This window comes from Streptomyces sp. NPDC047981 (genome assembly GCF_040653315.1).
In the GTDB taxonomy this organism is placed as follows: Bacteria; Actinomycetota; Actinomycetes; order Streptomycetales; family Streptomycetaceae; genus Streptomyces.
On record NZ_JBEZNQ010000046.1, the window covers coordinates 13,800 to 30,484 of the forward strand.

The 16,685-nt window shown below is 72.1% G+C and carries 13 protein-coding genes; 3 read left to right on the top strand and 10 right to left on the bottom strand.

Going from position 1 to position 16,685, the window contains the following annotated elements; translation table 11 throughout:
- The first annotated feature begins 31 nt into the window (after positions 1–31).
- Positions 32–1,309 carry an HEXXH motif-containing putative peptide modification protein gene (locus AB0E14_RS25135; protein WP_362422244.1) on the top strand — a complete coding sequence of 426 codons (1,278 nt, stop codon included), beginning with the start codon at positions 32–34 and terminating at the stop codon, positions 1,307–1,309.
- Between the two features lie 58 nt (positions 1,310–1,367).
- Positions 1,368–4,397: an FxSxx-COOH system tetratricopeptide repeat protein gene (fxsT, locus tag AB0E14_RS25140; protein ID WP_362422247.1), complete on the top strand. Its 3,030-nt coding sequence runs from the start codon at positions 1,368–1,370 to the stop codon at positions 4,395–4,397.
- A gap of 70 nt (positions 4,398–4,467) precedes the next feature.
- On the opposite strand, the gene AB0E14_RS25145 is transcribed toward fxsT, so the two are convergent.
- From AB0E14_RS25145 to AB0E14_RS25170, 6 genes are all read right to left on the bottom strand, one after another.
- Positions 4,468–8,298, bottom strand: a complete 3,831-nt coding sequence (locus AB0E14_RS25145; RefSeq protein WP_362422250.1) for a multifunctional oxoglutarate decarboxylase/oxoglutarate dehydrogenase thiamine pyrophosphate-binding subunit/dihydrolipoyllysine-residue succinyltransferase subunit — start codon at positions 8,296–8,298, stop codon at positions 4,468–4,470.
- 280 nt (positions 8,299–8,578) lie between these two features.
- Positions 8,579–9,676: a HAMP domain-containing sensor histidine kinase gene (locus AB0E14_RS25150; RefSeq protein ID WP_362422253.1), complete on the bottom strand. Its 1,098-nt coding sequence runs from the start codon at positions 9,674–9,676 to the stop codon at positions 8,579–8,581.
- Positions 9,673–10,410, bottom strand: coding sequence for a response regulator transcription factor (locus AB0E14_RS25155; RefSeq protein WP_362422256.1), 738 nt, complete (start codon positions 10,408–10,410; stop codon positions 9,673–9,675). Before AB0E14_RS25155 ends, AB0E14_RS25150 begins: the two co-directional genes overlap by 4 nt.
- Before the next feature lie 59 nt (positions 10,411–10,469).
- On the bottom strand, positions 10,470–11,144 hold the full coding sequence (locus AB0E14_RS25160; protein ID WP_362422259.1) for a spermidine synthase: 675 nt from the start codon (positions 11,142–11,144) through the stop codon (positions 10,470–10,472).
- Between the two features lie 103 nt (positions 11,145–11,247).
- On the bottom strand, positions 11,248–12,999 hold the full coding sequence (locus tag AB0E14_RS25165; protein WP_362422262.1) for a glycoside hydrolase family 3 N-terminal domain-containing protein: 1,752 nt from the start codon (positions 12,997–12,999) through the stop codon (positions 11,248–11,250).
- 10 nt (positions 13,000–13,009) lie between these two features.
- A complete protein-coding gene (locus tag AB0E14_RS25170) occupies positions 13,010–13,225 on the bottom strand; it encodes a hypothetical protein (protein ID WP_362422265.1) in 216 nt (71 codons plus the stop codon).
- A gap of 147 nt (positions 13,226–13,372) precedes the next feature.
- Here AB0E14_RS25170 and AB0E14_RS25175 point away from each other — a divergent pair, with 147 nt between their 5' ends.
- Positions 13,373–14,029 (top strand): TetR/AcrR family transcriptional regulator, encoded by a 657-nt coding sequence (locus AB0E14_RS25175; protein ID WP_362422267.1) that lies wholly within the window; start codon positions 13,373–13,375, stop codon positions 14,027–14,029.
- Positions 14,030–14,031: 2 nt separating this feature from the next.
- Here AB0E14_RS25175 and AB0E14_RS25180 read toward each other — a convergent pair whose 3' ends face one another.
- From AB0E14_RS25180 to AB0E14_RS25195, 4 genes are all read right to left on the bottom strand, one after another.
- Positions 14,032–14,613: a hypothetical protein gene (locus AB0E14_RS25180; RefSeq protein WP_362422270.1), complete on the bottom strand. Its 582-nt coding sequence runs from the start codon at positions 14,611–14,613 to the stop codon at positions 14,032–14,034.
- Positions 14,614–14,629: 16 nt separating this feature from the next.
- Complete coding sequence (locus AB0E14_RS25185; RefSeq protein WP_362422273.1) at positions 14,630–14,860, bottom strand: zf-HC2 domain-containing protein; 231 nt, start codon at positions 14,858–14,860, stop codon at positions 14,630–14,632.
- A gap of 76 nt (positions 14,861–14,936) precedes the next feature.
- Entirely contained in the window at positions 14,937–15,530 is a 594-nt protein-coding gene (locus AB0E14_RS25190) for a sigma-70 family RNA polymerase sigma factor (RefSeq protein WP_362422276.1), read from the bottom strand.
- A gap of 453 nt (positions 15,531–15,983) precedes the next feature.
- Complete coding sequence (locus tag AB0E14_RS25195) at positions 15,984–16,619, bottom strand: GNAT family N-acetyltransferase (RefSeq protein ID WP_362422279.1); 636 nt, start codon at positions 16,617–16,619, stop codon at positions 15,984–15,986.
- Positions 16,620–16,685: the final 66 nt, after the last annotated feature.

Consider the following 16,685-nt stretch of genomic DNA (forward strand, 5'->3'; position numbering starts at 1 on the left):
GATGGCCGGGGGGCCGCCGAAGGAGGCGGAAATGAACTTCGCGCCGCTGCCCACCGGGGCCATCGCGGAACTGGCCCGCACCCGCCCCGCCCAGGCCGACGGGGCCCTGCTGCGCTCCGCCCTGCACGCGCGGCGCCTGCTGCTGCTCAAGGCCCTCCTGGTCCGCGTCCAGCGGGACCGCGAGGCGATCGACGCCGCCGTGTTCCGTCGCTTCGCGCAGTCCTGGCACCTGCTGGAGCGGGTCGAGGGCCGCCACCCGACCGTCGTCCGTGACGTGCTCGACTACCCCATGACGGGCGCGTGGCTGGCCGCCACTCTCGTCGAGCCCGTGGGGCCGCCCCTCGACGGCCACCTCGTCCGGCTGGAGAGCCTCGCCGTCACCGCCGCCCTCCGCGCCGACTGGCCACTCGACCTCGACGTCGAAGCGCCCGGCGGCTTCCTGTCGCTGCCCGGCCTGGGCCGGCAGGCCGCGCGGTCGGGGCGCGTCCGGATCAAGGCCGGCTCACGCGTCGCACGGATCCACTCCGAGGAGTCCACGGCCACGGCGCCCACCGTCCTGCTGCTCACCGACCGGCGCACCGGCACCCTCGTCGGACGGGGCCAGGACTGGCAGGGCCTGGCCACGCTCCCCGACTCCGGCGCCCGCCTCGACGACGTCGACCCCTATCGGGTACCGCCGGGCGGAGTGGGCGTCCCGCCCCGTACCGCCGCCGCACCCGGCGAGACCGACCCCGACGTCTGGCTCGCACGCTGGCGTGCCGGGCACGCCCTGCTCGCGCGTACCGACCCCGGCCGGGCCGCCGAGGTACGGCGTGCCCTGCGGGCCGTCGTTCCCCTGGCGCCGCACGGTCACCGGTCCCTCGGGGCGACGCTGCGTTCGGCTCCGGGCGCCGTCCTGACCTCCGTACCGGCCGGTGCGCAGGACATGGCCGAGACGCTCGTCCACGAACTCCACCACAGCAAGCTCGCCACCCTGCACGAACTCGTCCCGCTGTACCGGCAGGGCAGGGCCGCCGTGCACCGGGTCGGCTGGCGCCCCGACGCCCGGCCCATCAGTGGAGTGCTCCAGGGCGCGTACGCCCATCTGGCGCTGACCGATCTGTGGCGGCGCGCCGCGACCGCGCACGCGGTGCCCCGGCCCTGGCGGTCCAGCGCCGGGCAACAGTTCGACCATATCCACGATCAGGTGGGCGAGGCGCTGGCGATCCTGCTTGAATCCGATGAACTGACCAGTGAGGGGCGGGAGTTCGCCCAGCAAATGAGGCGGCACCACGCGAGCCTCGGCACCGCCCCCCGGGCAGCTGGGTAACACTGTGCCCAGGGCACATGACACTGCGTTGCGCGTGAGCGGGACGGGAGACGTACAGATGGCGGAACAGCGGTCGGGCGGCAGCGCGGCGGACGACGGCGGCGGGGTCGCCCCCGAGCACGTCCTGGTGGTCTTCCCCGGCTACCACCGGCCGTGGGCGACCTGGATCAACCAGCGCCTCGAAGCGCACGGGGTCCGTGCGACGCTGCAACGCTGGGACCCGCCGCGCGAGGTTCCCCTGGAGGACTCCCTCAGCGACCTGCTGCTCGCCCGCGGCCAGGTGCTGCTCGTGCTCAACGACTGGTTCTTCCAGCTCGGGCCCCGGCCGGCCGGCGAGTGGAACGACGTCCTGCGCGGCTTCATCGCCTCCCGGGCCGACCGCTTCGCCGCCGTCAACCTCACCAACCGGCCGCTGCTCCCCGCCACCGCCGTCCTCGAACCCGTCAGCCTCTGGGGCGTCGGCGAGGAGGAGGCGGAAGCCCGCCTCCTCAGCCGCCTGGGCATCGGTCCCCGTCGCTCCGGTGGCCGCCGCGTCCCGCCCGGCGTCTCCGTGCGCTACCCCGACACCCCACCCGAGATCTGGGGCGAGATCCCGCGCCGCAACCCGAGATTCACCGGACGGGACGACCTCCTCGCCGAACTCCAGGAACGGCTGATGGACGCCGAGCGCGGCAACGCGGCCTGCACCCTGCTCGGCATGTCGGGCATCGGCAAGACCCAGATCGCCGCCGAGTACGCCCACCGCTTCAGTCCCGACTACGACGTCATCTGGTGGGTCAACTCCGACGACCGCAACATCCAGCGCGACCGCTTCGGCGAACTCGCCGCCGAACTGCGCCTGCCCACCGGCAACGACCCCGGCGAGCGGATCCGCGCCGTACGGGAGGCCCTGCGCCGCGGCGACCCGCACTCCCGCTGGCTCGTCATCTTCGACGGCTGGGACGACACCGACGGCGCCCAGGTCATGCTGCCCCAAGGGCCGGGACACGTACTGATCACCTCCCGCAACCGTGGCTGGGGCGACTACACCGACGTCCTGGAGATCCCCAGCTTCGACCGCGCCGAGTCCACCGCCTACCTGATGCGCCGCGCCTCCCACATCACCGCGCCCCAGGCCGACGAGGTCGCCGCCGAGTTCGGCGACGTACCCCTGCCGCTCGTCCAGGCAGCCGCCTGGCTCGGCGAGTCCGGCATGGAGGTTCCCGAGTACCTGCGCATGGTCCGCGACGGACGGCTCTCCACGGTCGAGGACGCCGCGCTCGGCGACGGATACCCCAACGCCTCGCTCACCTCCTGGTCGATACTGATCAACCGGCTCCGACGCTCCCAGCCGCAGGCCATCGACGTGCTCAGCCTGTGCGCCTCCTTCGCCCCCGGCCGCATCCCCCTCGGACTCGTCCGCGCCTACCCCCAGGCCGACCTCCCCGAGGACCTGCGCTGGATGGCGACCGACCTGCCCGCCTGGACCCGGGCCCTGGACACCCTCGTCAACTACTCGGTGCTCACCCGCGAGACCCGCGGCCCGGCCGCCAACAACGCCGAGATGGCCCCGCACCAGGAGTCCGTGCACATGCACCGGCTCGTCCACGACATCGTCGCCCGGCTCACCGACGGCGAACACCGCGAGGCCCACCGCAAGGCCGTCCGTACCCTCCTCGCCGAGGCCGACCCCGGCAACCCGCTGGACAGCCGGCACTGGCCCCGGTACGCCGAACTCCTGCCGCACATCACCCCGTCCGGCGCGCTCTCCAGCCGCAACCCGCGCGTGCAGACCGCCGTCCTCAACTGCCTCCGCTACTGCTATCGCAGCGGCGAGTTCCGCGCCGGTGCCCAGCTCGCCGAACAGATCCGGGACGCCTGGTCCACCTTCATGGACCCGCTGGACCAGCCCATGCTGGACCTGACCACACAGCAGGGCAACGTCCTGCGCTCGTTCGGCCGCTTCCGCGAGGCCTACGACCTCGACCTCGCCCAGCGCGAGCGGCTGAACGCCTCCGAGCCCAGGAACGAGCACGGCTCGCTCCTCTCCGGCAGCGCCATCGCCAGCGACCTGAGATTCCTCGGCCAGTACCAGGAGGCGGAGCAGCTCCAGCGCCAGGTGCTCGGCGAAGCGCAACGACTCCTCGGCGAGACCGAGTTCTCCACCCTGGTCGCCCGCCACAACCTCGGCGTGGTGCTCCGGTCGCTCGGCCGGTACCGGGAGGCCCAGGAACTCGACGCGGAGTCGCTGGTCCGCTGCGAGCGCGTCCTGGGCAGCCGCCACGCCCACACGCTCAGCACCAGCAACGCCCTCGCCCACGACCTCCGGCTCCTTGGCCAGTACCGCGAGGCGCTCGCCCGCCAGGAGGCCAACGTCCGGGTGCACGTGCAGGTACTCGGCCCCCAGCACCTGCAGACCCTGTTCGCCCGCACCCAACTGGCCCTGTGCCGACGCCGGGAGGGCGGTTTCCAGCAGGACCTCGGAGCCACCATGGCCGCCCTGCTCGAACAACTGGAGCAGGTGCACGGGCGCGGGCACTACATCACCCTCGCCGCCATCAACAACTACGCCAACTACCTGCGCGAACACGGCGACCTCGACCAGGCGAGGGAACTGGTCACCGAGGCCGAAGCCGGCTACCGGTCGCTCCTGGGCCCCGCCCACGCCGTCGCCACGGGAGTCCTCGCGAACACGGCGCTCGTCATGCAGGCCTCCGGCGAGCGCGCCAACGCGCTGGCCATCCTGGAGGCCGCGCTCGCCGGGCTCACCTCCTCGGTGGGATCCGACCACCCCTGGGTCCTCGGCTGCGCGCTCAACACCGCTGCCGCCCGCAACTTCAACGGGCGGGTGGCCGACGCCGCCGAACTCAGCCGCGACACCCTCCGCCGGGCCCGCCACGTGCTCGGCAACGAGCACCCCCTCACCCTCTCCAGCCAGGTCGCCCTCGCCACCGACCTGCGCGGTCTGCGTGAGGTCGAGGAGGCCGGGAAGCTGGAGGAGGACGCCCTGCTGACCCTCACCCGGACCCTGGGCGCCCAGCACCCGCACACCCTCTCGGCGCGTCAGCGCAACCGCCCCTACTGGGACTTCGAGGCCAACCTCGGATAGCCCCACCGAACGCCGGAGGCCCGGCCCCCTCTCGGGGGGGCCGGGCCTCTGTGCGTACGAGGTCAGCCGGTCAGGCGTCGAAGACCTCGTTGACCAGCTGCTGCTGCTCGGCCTGGTGGCGCTTGGCCGAGCCGACCGCCGGGGACGAGGAGTGCGGGCGCGAGATCCGGCGCAGGCGCTCGCCGTGCGGGATGTCGGCGCCGACCGCCAGGTCCAGGTGGTCGATCAGGTTGAGCGCGATGAACGGCCAGGCACCCTGGTTCGCCGGCTCCTCCTGGGCCCACAGGTACTTCTCGGCGTTCGGGTACTTGGCGATCTCGGCCTGCAGCTCGGCACCCGGCAGCGGGTACAGGCGCTCCAGACGGATGATCGCGGTGTCCGTGACGCCGCGCTTCTGACGCTCGGCCTCCAGGTCGTAGTAGACCTTGCCGGCGCAGAAGACGACCTTGCGGACGTCGGCCGGGTTACCCGCTCCGGAGGAGGTGAGCGTGTCGCCGATCACCGGGCGGAAGCCGCCGGTGGTGAACTCCTCCGCCTTCGACGCCGCCGCCTTCAGACGCAGCATCGACTTCGGGGTGAAGACGATCAGCGGCTTGTGGTGCGGGTTGTGGACCTGCCAGCGCAGCAGGTGGAAGTAGTTCGACGGCAGGGTCGGCATCGCGACCGTCATGTTGTCCTGCGCGCACATCTGCAGGAAGCGCTCCGGGCGCGCGGACGAGTGGTCCGGGCCCTGGCCCTCGTAGCCGTGCGGCAGGAGCAGCGTGACGCCGGAGGTCTGGCCCCACTTCTGCTCGGCCGAGGAGATGAACTCGTCGACGACGGTCTGCGCGCCGTTGACGAAGTCACCGAACTGGGCCTCCCAGATGACCAGGGCGTCCGGGCGGGCCAGCGAGTAGCCGTACTCGAAGCCCATCGCCGCGTACTCGCTGAGCAGCGAGTCGTAGACGTTGTAGTGGGCCTGGTCGTCGGGGTTCAGGTAGAGCAGCGGGGTGTAGTCCTCGCCGGTCTCCTGGTCCACCAGGACCGCGTGGCGCTGACCGAAGGTGCCGCGGCGGGAGTCCTGGCCGGACAGCCGGACCGGGGTGCCCTCCATCAGCAGCGAGCCGATGGCGAGGGTCTCGCCGAAGCCCCAGTCGATCGTGCCGTCGTCGATGGAGGCCGCGCGGCGCTGCATCTGCGGCATCAGACGCGGGTGGACCGTGATCCGCTCCGGGATGTTCACCTGCGACTCGGCGATCCGCTTCACGACCTCCTGGGAGACCGCGGTGGTGACGGCGACCGGGAACTCCGGCTGCGCGTCCGGGATGTGCGTCGGGGCCGGGGCGGAGGTGGCCTCGCGGACCTCCGCGAAGACCTTCTCCAGCTGACCCTGGAAGTCCTGGAGCGCCTGCTCCGCCTCTTCCAGGGTGATGTCGCCGCGACCGATCAGCGACTCGGTGTACAGCTTGCGCACCGAACGCTTCTTGTCGATCAGGTTGTACATCTGCGGGTTGGTGAACTGCGGGTTGTCGCCCTCGTTGTGACCGCGGCGGCGGTAGCAGATGAGGTCGATCACGACGTCCTTGTTGAACGTCTGGCGGAACTCGAAGGCGAGCCGCGCGACGCGGACCACGGCCTCCGGGTCGTCGCCGTTCACGTGGAAGATCGGCGCCTCGATCATGCGGGCCACGTCGGTGGCGTACATGGAGGAGCGGGACGACTCGGGAGCCGCCGTGAAGCCGACCTGGTTGTTGATGACGATGTGGACCGTGCCGCCGGTGCGGTAGCCGCGCAGCTGCGACATGTTCAGCGTCTCGGCGACGACGCCCTGGCCCGCGAAGGCCGCGTCACCGTGCAGTGCGACCGGGAGGACGGTGAAGTCCGTGCCGCCCTTGTTGATGACGTCCTGCTTGGCGCGGACGACACCCTCCAGGACCGGGTCGACCGCCTCCAGGTGCGAGGGGTTGGCGGTGAGCGAGACCTTGATCTGCTCGCCGTCCAGGCCGGTGAAGGTCCCCTCGGCGCCCAGGTGGTACTTCACGTCGCCGGAGCCGTGCATCGACTTCGGGTCGAGGTTGCCCTCGAACTCGCGGAAGATCTGCGCGTACGACTTGCCCACGATGTTCGCGAGGACGTTCAGCCGGCCGCGGTGGGCCATGCCGATGACGACCTCGTCCAGGCGGGACTCGGCGGCGGAGTCGATGACCGCGTCGAGCAGCGGGATGACGGACTCGCCGCCCTCCAGGGAGAACCGCTTCTGACCGACGTACTTGGTCTGCAGGAAGGTCTCGAAGGCCTCCGCCGCGTTCAGGCGGCGCAGGATCCGCAGCTGCTCCTCGCGCTCCGGCTTGGAGTGCGAGCGCTCGACGCGGTCCTGGATCCACTTGCGCTGCTTCGGGTCCTGGATGTGCATGAACTCGACGCCGGTGGTGCGGCAGTACGAGTCGCGCAGCACGCCGAGGATGTCGCGGAGCTTCATCATCGACTTGCCGGCGAAGCCGCCGACCGCGAACTCGCGCTCCAGGTCCCAGAGCGTCAGTCCGTGCTCGGTGATGTCCAGGTCGGGGTGCTTGCGCTGGCGGTACTCCAGCGGGTCGGTGTCGGCCATGACGTGGCCGCGGACCCGGTAGGAGTGGATCAGCTCGAAGACCCGCGCGGCCTTGGTGACGTCGTCGTCGTGCGAGGCGTCGATGTCCTTGAGCCAGCGGACCGGCTCGTAGGGGATGCGCAGGGCCTTGAAGATGTCGTCGTAGAAGCCCTCCTCGCCGAGGAGGTAGTTCGCGACGACGCGCAGGAACTCGCCGGAGGCGGCGCCCTGGATGACGCGGTGGTCGTACGTCGAGGTCAGCGTCATGACCTTGGAGATGCCCAGCTTGTTCAGGGTGTCCTGGGAGGTGCCCTGGAACTCGGCCGGGTAGTCCATCGAGCCGACGCCCATGATCACGGACTGTCCGGGCATCAGGCGGGGGACCGAGTGGACCGTGCCGAGGCCACCGGGGTTGGTCAGGGAGACCGTGACGCCGGTGAAGTCCTCCATCGTCAGCTTGCCGACGCGGGCGCGCTTGACGATGTCCTCGTAGGCCTGCCAGAACTCGAAGAAGTTCAGCGTCTCGGCCTTCTTGATGCCCGCGACGACGAGCTGGCGGTCGCCGTTCGGCTTCACCAGGTCGATCGCGAGGCCGAAGTTCACGTGGTCCGGCTTGACCAGCGTCGGCTTGCCGTCCTTCTCCGCGAAGGAGTAGTTCATCGACGGCATGGCCTTGATCGCCTGCACCATCGCGTAGCCGATGAGGTGCGTGAAGGAGATCTTCCCGCCCCGGGCGCGCTTCAGGTGGTTGTTGATCACGATCCGGTTGTCGAAGAGCAGCTTCACCGGGACGGCGCGGACGGACGTGGCCGTCGGCACCTCCAGCGAGGCGTTCATGTTCTTCGCGACGGCGGCGGCGGGGCCGCGCAGCGTGATCAGCTCGGGGCCGGCGGGCGCCTCGGCCGCGGGAGCGGCGGCGGCCTTCGCCGGGGCGGCTGCGGCCGGGGCGGCCTTCGCCGGGGCCGGAGCGGCGGCGGGCGCGGGCTTGACCGGAGCAGGTGCCGCCGGGGCGGCCTGAGCGGCGGGGGCCGGCGCGGGGGCGGCCGGAGCGGCGGCGGCCGGGGCGGCCTTGACCGGGGCCGGAGCGGCGGGCGCGGCAGGTGCGGCCTGTGCGGGGCTCACCTGCGGCGCGGAGGCCGGGGTCTCCGTGGCACCGGGCTTGTAGTCGGCGAAGAAGTCCCACCAGGCACGATCGACTGAATTCGGGTCCTGGAGGTACTGCTGGTAGATCTCGTCGACGAGCCACTCATTGGCGCCGAAGGCGGTAGCAGGGTTCTGACCCTGCCCGTCTTGGCCGGTGGAGGTACTCGGGGTACTGGGGGACTGAGACGACACGGCGGTAACCGCCCTCTTCCGCTTCACAAGGTGATGGACAGCGGAAATAAAGGCTACGCCTCCCTGGCCGAGAGGTGCAGGCCGGGCACTACCAACGTCGCGCAAGTCACACTTGACGCGGCGTTTCAGGGCAGGGATTGGCGGGAAACAAGCGTGGTTCTGCCCTCACGCGGGTACGAGAGAGCCGGGGTGCGGCCCCTGAGGCATGCATCCCTGACCACGTCCTGATCGTGTCCTGTAAAAGACCACGCAGAAGACGTGCTTCCCGTTCGACCCTACGTCAACCTCGCGCCGGAACGCTGCCCGGAAGAGTGACCTGGATTCGGCAGCCACGTGACGATTCGGCCACGCCGATCTCGCCGCCGTGCAGATCCACCGCCCAGCGGGCGATCGCGAGCCCCAGGCCCGTACCGCCGTCGCTGCCCGGGCCGGACTTGTCCGGCACCTGTCCCCGGTTGAACCGCTCGAAGACCGTGTGCCGCAGCGCCTCCGGGATGCCCGGGCCCTCGTCCTCGACCTCCAGGGCCAGCGAGTCCGGCCAGTCCCCGCGCCGCGCCCGTACCGTCACGCGGCCGTGCGGCGGCGAGTGCTTCACCGCGTTGTCGATCAGGTTCGCCATCACCTGGTGCAGCCGCTCCGCGTCCGCGTGGGCGGTCAGCTCGGGCGGCGAGACGTCGAGGTGCAGATGGACGTCCGTACGGTTGTGCAGGCCGGACGTGGAGGACAGGCCGCGCTGGGACGCGGCCAGATTGGCCTCCCGGAGCACCCCGGAGAGATACGGCCAGACCTCGAACCGGCGTGCCTTGAGCGTGACGACACCGTTGTCAAGACGTGACAGGTCGAGCAGGGTCTCCACCAGCCGGCCGAGCCGCTCGGTCTGCTTCAGGGCCGTCCGCATGGTCTCCGGATCGGCTTCCGAGACCCCGTCGACGACGTTCTCCAGGACCGCTCGGAGCGCCGCGATGGGCGTGCGCAGCTCGTGCGAGACGTTCGCGACCAGCTCCTTGCGGTGCCGGTCGACGGACTCCAGGTCGTCCGCCATGCGATTGATCGTCGAGGCCAGGTCGCCCAGCTCGTCGCGGCGGTCCGCGCCGCGCACCCGCCGGCTGAAGTCCCCGCGCGAGATCGACCCGGCGACCGTGTTCATCTCGTCGAGCGGCGCCGTCAGGGACTGCGCCACGAACTGAGTGATCAGGAGCGTCGCGATCATCGCGAAGATCGTGATGTAGCGGAACTCCGTGGAGGTCCGGATCGCCACCAGCGCGAGCCCCGAGGTCAGCAGGACCGCCCCGACGACCAGCGTGCCCAGCTTGGTCTTGATCGAGATCACGATCCGGCGCCTGTTCCGGCGCTCGGGGCGCTGCCCCCGGCGGCTCATGACGCCGGCGTCTCCAGCGCGTACCCGACGCCATGGACCGTACGGATCCGCTCCGCCCCGATCTTCCGGCGCAGGGCCTTGATGTGGCTGTCCACCGTCCGCGTACCGGAGGCGTCCGCCCAGTCCCAGACCTCGGCGAGCAGCTGCTCGCGGGAGAGCACCGCGCGCGGGGTGTTCGCCAGGCAGACCAGCAGGTCGAACTCGGTCGGCGTCAGGTGCACGTCGTCGTTGCGGACCCGGACCCGGCGCTGCGCGTGGTCGATCTCCAGCTCGCCCAGGCGCAGGATCCCGCTCCGCGGGGTGACGGCCGCCAGCGCGGCCCGCTCCACCCGGCGCAGCAGGACGTGCACGCGGGCGGCCAGCTCACGCATGGAGAACGGCTTGGTCATGTAGTCGTCGGCGCCGACGCCGAGCCCGACCAGCATGTCCGTCTCGTCGTCCCGCGCGGTCAGCATCAGGACCGGCACCGGGCGCTGCGCCTGGACACGGCGGCAGACCTCGAGCCCGTCGAAGCCGGGCAGCATCACGTCGAGGACCATCAGGTCGGGCTGCCAGGCCTCGGCCGCGTCGACCGCGGCCGGTCCGTCCGTCGCGGTCTGGACGAGGAACCCCTCCGCGCGCAGCCGGGCGGCGATCGCATCCACGATCGTCGTGTCGTCCTCGACGACCAGCACCCGCCGCTGCGCACCCGGAGTGGCCGCCGCACCGTGGTGAGTGGTGTGTGTCTGCTCCATTGCCCCGCCTCGCATCGCTGGTGTCGGCCAGCAGCCTAGAGGCACGGGCGGCGTCCCGGCTATCCAGGCCGGACGGCGAGGTGCACCACGTCAGGGACGCCCCGGGCAACCGGGATCTCTTCCGTCCGTACCCCGCTGAATCCGGCATTCCGCAAGGACGCTTCGAAATCGGCTGACGGCCGGGCCGACCAGACGGCGAGGATCCCGCCGGGGTTCAGGCGCCTCGCGCAGGCCGCCAACCCCGGTGCGGAGTAAAGGTTTTGGTTGTCCTCGGTGACGGTCCAGTCGGGTCCGTTGTCGATGTCGAGGCAGAGCGCGTCGTACGTGTCCGAGGAGTCGTGGACGTACGCGACGAGGTCCGTGTGCAGGATCACGTTCCGTGGATCCGCGAGCGCGGGGCCAGAGATCGCGGAGAGCGGGCCCGCGCGGTGCCAGTCGATGATGGCCTGCTCGCGCTCGACCACCGCGATCCGGCCCCAGCGGGGATCCGCGGCGGCGTGGGCGAGGGAGAAGCCGACGCCGAGGCCGCCGATGAGCACCGAGGGAAGCGGGCCGCCGGGTGGCGGGTCGAGCGCCAGGTAGGCCGCGTCGACCAGTAGCCGCTCCGAACGCCCGTCGGAAGTGTCCATCAGGAACGTGCCGTTGGCGATGATCTCGAAGTGCTCGTCACGGCGCCGGAGCACGACCTCTCCGTACGGGCCCTGGCGGCGGTCGAGGGTGACGGGGCTGGACATGTGCGCGCACTCCCGGTCTCGGCGGACGGCTGTCCCGGCCATCCTCGCGGGGCGGGGAGGGCCGGGACAAACGGGATTCGGGGGGCGGGGCGCAGGATCGGATTCAGACGGTCAGCCCGTGGCCGTGCGGGAAGACCGGATCCACCGTGTCGTTCGGGACGTCCGGGCGGGCCGCCTCCACCGCCGCCATCGAGCGGGGCAGCTCGAACGGAAGCTTCCCCTCCGCCTGCGCCCGGCCGAAGGCCACGTCCAGGAGGGCCTCGTCGCTCGCGCCGTAGTCCGCGATCAGCGCCGCCGCGTGCTCGGCGATCTCCGGCAGGACGGCCGGCCGCTCCAGGTTGACGCAGACGACCGTCGGGACCGCCGAGAGCAGCGCGAGGATCCGGGTCAGCTCGGGCTCGGGGAAGGCGAGCGAGCCGGAGTGGAAGAAGGCCTCGAAGAGGTTGGGCCGCTCCTCGTACGGGGTGCGCAGCCGCAGGACCGCCAGGTCCGCCTCGGCCGGCTCCGCCACGACCTCGCCGTAGGCCGCCGCCACGGCCGGGTCGACGTTCTCGACGTACAGCTTCGGACGGCCGGTCAGCGGCAGCGGACCGTCGGTGAGGACGGTCAGCGAGCGGCGCTGGGCCGCCGCGCCCGCCGCCTTGAAGTCGGCGCGGCCGACCGTCTCGGCCGCCTCCTCCGGGTCGACGTACCGGCGCTCGTCGAAGAGCCCGAGCACGAACTTCTCCCGCAGCAGCCGCCGTACGGAGGCGTCCACACGCTCCTCGGAGATCCGGCCCGACTCGACCAGCTCCACGATCACCTCGGGGCACTGCTCGCCCCCGAACTGGTCCGCGCCCGCGTCCAGCGACTTCGCCGCCCGCTCGGCGACGCTCAGGTGCTCCACGCCCCACGCGCGCGCCTCGTGCGGCTCGCCGAAGATCACCGAGTCCGTCAGCAGCCCCCAGTCGGTGCAGACGATGCCCTGGAAGCCGAGTTCCTCCCGCAGCAGCCCGGTCACCACGCCCTTGCTGAAGCCGAAGCCGACCTCCTCCCAGTCGGTGCCGATCGGCTGGCCGTAGTACGGCATCATCTGCGAGCAGCCGGCGGCGATGGCGGCCTTGAAGGGCTCCAGGTGGTGCTCCCGCATCCCGCCCGGGTAGATCTGCTCCTTGCCGTGCGGGAAGTGCGGGTCCTCGCCGTCCTTCTGCGGGCCGCCGCCGGGGAAGTGCTTGACCATGGCCGCCACCGAGTCCGGACCCAGCTCCTCGCCCTGCAGGCCCCGTACGTACGCCTGGACCAGCTCACCGGTCAGCTCGGCGTCCGAGCCGAAGGTGCCGGACTGGCGGGCCCAGCGCGGCTCGGTGGCCAGGTCGATCTGCGGGTGGAGGGCCGTACGGAAGCCCACGGAGAGGTACTCGCGGCGGACGGTGTCGGCGAAGCGGAAGACCAGTTCCGGGTCGGCGATCGCGGCGAGCCCCAGCGCCTCGGGCCAGGCGGAGAAGGCGCCGGCGTTGAAGGAGGCGCCGACGTTGTCGGTGAAGGCGTGGCGCGGGTCGGTGGAGAGCGAGACCGGGATGCCGAGCCGCGTGCTCGCGGCCATCTCCTGGACCGCGTTGTGCCAGCGGGCCATCTCGCGGGCTCCGTAGGTGCCGAGCAGGTTGAAGTGGGTGAGGTGACGGCCCTCGATCAGCTCCGGCGTGGTGTACGGCAGCATCGAGCCGTCGGTCTCGGTGACCGGCGTGCCGTCCGCGTTCATCATCAGCATCGAGTGGAAGAGCTGGCCGGCCTTCTCCTGCAGGGTCATCCGGGCGAGCAGGTCCTCGACGCGCTCGTCGACGGGGCGGGTGGAGTCCTGGTACGGGTGCGTGGGCATGGTGGGTCTCCTACGTGACCGAGCGGATGAACTGGACGGCGAGCGCGCCGAGCACGCAGGCCACGCCGCCGAGGAGGAACAGCGCGCCGTGGTTGCCGCCGCCCCCGATCGCGAGCGGCGCGGGCGCCATGATCGGGACGTGCGACCGGGGCAGGGCGTTGCCGATGTTCAGGACGCCCATGTCGGCGGGGCCGGTGGTCCGTGTCGGTTCGTGAGCGAGCGCCATGGGGGACTCCGTCGTTCGGGCCGACCGCTTCGTCGGCCTCGGCGCCCTCAGGCTAAGCGCGAAAACCGAGTGGGTACTAGGTTTTGATTCTGTGTCCTGGATCACAGGACGAAAACCCCATCCCGGGCACGACCTAAGCTGGGCCCCATGCCGGAGAACAAGGGCCGAACGACCCGCGGAAGCGCAGGCAGGGGCAGCTATGCGGTGGGGGACGAGCGCCGCCGGAAGATCCTCGACACCGCCGTCGAACACTTCGGACGGTGGGGCTTCCACGCCTCCTCGCTCGCCCGGATCGCCAACGACTGCGGCATCACCCAGGGCGGGCTGCTGCACCACTTCCGCAGCAAGGAGGACCTCCTGCTGTCGGTCCTCGCGCAGAGCGAGCAGCACGACGTCGAGCGCCTCTTCGCCCGCGAGCCGGACTCGTACGCCGCGTACCTGGAGACCGTCGTCACCCTCGTCGAGGAGAACACCCGCCGCCCCGGCATCGTGCGGATGTTCAACGTCCTGGCCGGGGAGTCGGGCAACGTGGGCCACCCCGCGCACGACTACTTCAAGGAGCGGTACGAGCGCGTCCTGAGCCACATGGTCGGGCTGATGGAGGCGGCGGTGCGGCGCGGGGAACTGCGCGAGGGCGTCGACTGCCGGGCCGCCGGCCGGGAGCAGCTGGCCGTGATGGACGGCCTCCAGCTCCAATGGGCCCTCGACCCGGGGGCGATGGACATGCCCGCGCGCGTACGGGCCTTCCTGGACCGCCAGTTGAGAGACCTGTCGGCGACGGGCGAGGGCCTGCCGGCCGCCTGACCTCAGGGGCCGGTCGGCGGGCCGCCGTCGGGGAGGGCCTCGAAGACGCGCTGGAGGGCGGGCGGGCGTTCTCCGTCGGCGGCGACCACGACGCGGTACCGGTGGGTGACGACGTACTGGAAGCCGTCGGCCACCGGCTGTTCCGTCGGGCGCGTCGGCACCTTCGCGTACGCCGGGTCCTCCAAGGCCGCGCGCAGCGCGGCCACTTCGGCGGCGGTCATGCGGCCGGAGCGCGGGTCCTGCGTGCCGGACCGGGTCGTGTAGGTGCCGTCGTAATGGACGATCAGCTGGTTGCGGACCCCGGCCAGGCCGCCGTTGACGTTCACCTCGACGAGGACCTCGCGGGGGCCCGGCTCGTGGTCGTTCCGTACGGTGCCGTCCGTCCCGGTGGGGACCGGCGGGGCGGGGACGGTCGTCGGGGCGGGCGCGGTGGTGGTGGGCGTGGCGGTGGTTGCCACCGATTCCTGGGTCACGACCGGCTTCGCCGGGGTGTCCTGGTCACCGCATCCGGCCACCGTGAGCATCGGCACCAGCGCGAGCACCAGCGCCGACGACGTGACCCGCACCGTTCTCCTGCGCACCATGGTCCCGAGCATGCCCTCACCCGATCCGGTTGACCAGGGCCGCGTGCAGGGCGGTGAGGCGGGGGCCGTGCGGTCCGCCGCGTACCGCCAGGTCGACGGCGTCGGCACACGCCCGGCACCGGTCGAGATGCGCCTCCGCGTGGCCGAGGAACTCGGGGGAGAGCTCCCCGCGGGCGTACGCGTCCACCCAGTGCGCGGGGAGGTGTCGGGTGGGGGCGGCTGTGGTGGGGGGAGAGAGCTCGGCCATGCGAGGGCTGCCTTCGGTACCGGAGGTGGGGGCGGGGGACGCGGTGCCGGCGGGCGTGGGGGGCGCCGGTCGGGGGTTACGGGCGGGGGCGGGGGACCCGGTCGCGGTCACCGGCACCTCCTTCGGCGGGCGAGGACTCGGCCTCGTGCTGGGCCACGATCCACTCGCGCAGCCGGGCGCAGCCCCGGGCGGCGCGGGCCTTGACCGTGCCCTCGGGGACGGCGAGGCGTTCGGCGGTCTCGCGGACGCTGTAGTGCTGGAGGTAGCGCAACTCGATGACCTCGCGCTGCGGGGCGGGCAGCCCGGCGAGCGCGAAGGCTATCGCCGCGTAGCGGGGCGAGGAGGCGAGCAGGCAGTCCTCTACGGAGGGGGCCGTGCCGGCGGAGGCGGGGGTGTGCTCGCGGGCCCGGTCGGCGAGGGCGCGCTGCCGTCCGGCGGCCCGTTCGAGGTCGACGGCGCGGCAGTGGGCTATCCGCCGCAGCCAGGCGGGGACGCTGCCCTCGTGGAAGCCGGACGCGCTCTTCCACACCGTCAGGAAGGTCTCCTGGACGGCGTCCTCGACGGTCTGGGCGGGAAAGCCGCGGTTGAGGAGATGGGCGAAGAGCGGGCCCGCGTGCCGGGCGAAGAGCCGAGACAGCGCGTCCTTGTCGCCCTCGGCGACGGCATGCACGAGGTGCCCGTCGCCCGTGCCGCCCTCGTCGTCCGCGTCGTCCGCGCCGCCTACGCCTGGACCACTGAGCGGGCCCGGCCGACCGGCGGGGCCCGGGTCGCCTGCCGGCCCTGGGTCACCGACTCGGCTCGGGTTGCCTGCCGACCCCGGGTCACCGACTCGCCCCGGGTCGCCTGCCGGGCGTGGATCGCCCGTCGGGTCCGGACCTGGGCCGCCGGCGGTGCCCAGGCTCCCGCCCGTCGGGCCGTTGGGCGACGGTCCGGCGCCGGTCGCGGCTTCGGGGCCGGCGCTGTCTTCGGTGCACTGCTCGCACCCGGGAAAGCTCGTCGTCACGACCTCTGAACGTGGGCAAGGGGTACGGAGGTTGCCATTCCGTGCATCTTTTCCCCGCCCGGTGGGGGAGCACCGGCGCACGTGGGGGCGCACACGCGCCCGGCGCCCGGTGTCCCCGGCCTACGCCTCCCGCACGATCCCCGTCAGCGGGCACTCGTAGCGCCAGTCCAGGCTGTCGTAGAGGGCCAGGCCGTCGCGGGTGGCCGACAGGACGCCCGCGGTCGCGCCGGTCTGGGCGGCCGCGGCCTCCAGCGTGCGCATCACGTTGGCGCCGAGGCCCCGGCGGCGGTGGTCGGGGTGGGTCTCGATCTGGTCGGCGACCGCCGTCACCCCGGTCGGCGCCATCTGGCCGCGCGCGGCGAGCGTGCCGTCCGGGGCGACGATCCGGACCCGGATCACCCCGTCCCTGGTCTCCGTCGTCCGCGCGTACCCCTCCGGCGCGGGCGGGCGGGCGCCCGGGTCCAGGGTCTTGCTCATCATGTAGCCGGGGTCGTCCGGGATGGTCCAGCCCGGGGTGATCCACTCGGCCGACTCCTCCGGGCCGGCCATGATCTTCAGCCACGCGCCCGGCACGTCGATCTCCGCGCAGAGCTTGCCCACGGAGACGGCGTCCGGTGCCGGCAGGACGTGCCGGAAGACGTGCGTCGGCAGGCCGACGTCGATCCGCCAGCCCCAGGGCTCGACGACGGCGGGGGCGGTGCCCCGCGAGACGGTCCAGCCCGCCACCCAGGCGGAGGTAATAGACGCAGTATCCATGGAGGTATTACAAGTCCGTCGCTCCGCCCCGCGCCAGAGTGATCGCTCAGAGCGAACAGCCCCCGG

Bases quoted from the DNA above. Each gene is read 5' to 3' on its own strand.
- AB0E14_RS25180 (WP_362422270.1), bottom strand. From the start codon at position 14,613: ATGGTGCGCAGGAGAACGGTGCGGGTCACGTCGTCGGCGCTGGTGCTC.
- AB0E14_RS25185 (WP_362422273.1), bottom strand. From the start codon at position 14,860: ATGGCCGAGCTCTCTCCCCCCACCACAGCCGCCCCCACCCGACACCTC.
- AB0E14_RS25165 (WP_362422262.1), bottom strand. From the start codon at position 12,999: ATGCCCACGCACCCGTACCAGGACTCCACCCGCCCCGTCGACGAGCGC.
- AB0E14_RS25170 (WP_362422265.1), bottom strand. From the start codon at position 13,225: ATGGCGCTCGCTCACGAACCGACACGGACCACCGGCCCCGCCGACATG.
- AB0E14_RS25155 (WP_362422256.1), bottom strand. From the start codon at position 10,410: ATGGAGCAGACACACACCACTCACCACGGTGCGGCGGCCACTCCGGGT.
- AB0E14_RS25175 (WP_362422267.1), top strand. From the start codon at position 13,373: ATGCCGGAGAACAAGGGCCGAACGACCCGCGGAAGCGCAGGCAGGGGC.
- AB0E14_RS25150 (WP_362422253.1), bottom strand. From the start codon at position 9,676: ATGAGCCGCCGGGGGCAGCGCCCCGAGCGCCGGAACAGGCGCCGGATC.
- AB0E14_RS25135 (WP_362422244.1), top strand. From the start codon at position 32: ATGAACTTCGCGCCGCTGCCCACCGGGGCCATCGCGGAACTGGCCCGC.
- fxsT (WP_362422247.1), top strand. From the start codon at position 1,368: ATGGCGGAACAGCGGTCGGGCGGCAGCGCGGCGGACGACGGCGGCGGG.
- AB0E14_RS25195 (WP_362422279.1), bottom strand. From the start codon at position 16,619: ATGGATACTGCGTCTATTACCTCCGCCTGGGTGGCGGGCTGGACCGTC.
- AB0E14_RS25160 (WP_362422259.1), bottom strand. From the start codon at position 11,144: ATGTCCAGCCCCGTCACCCTCGACCGCCGCCAGGGCCCGTACGGAGAG.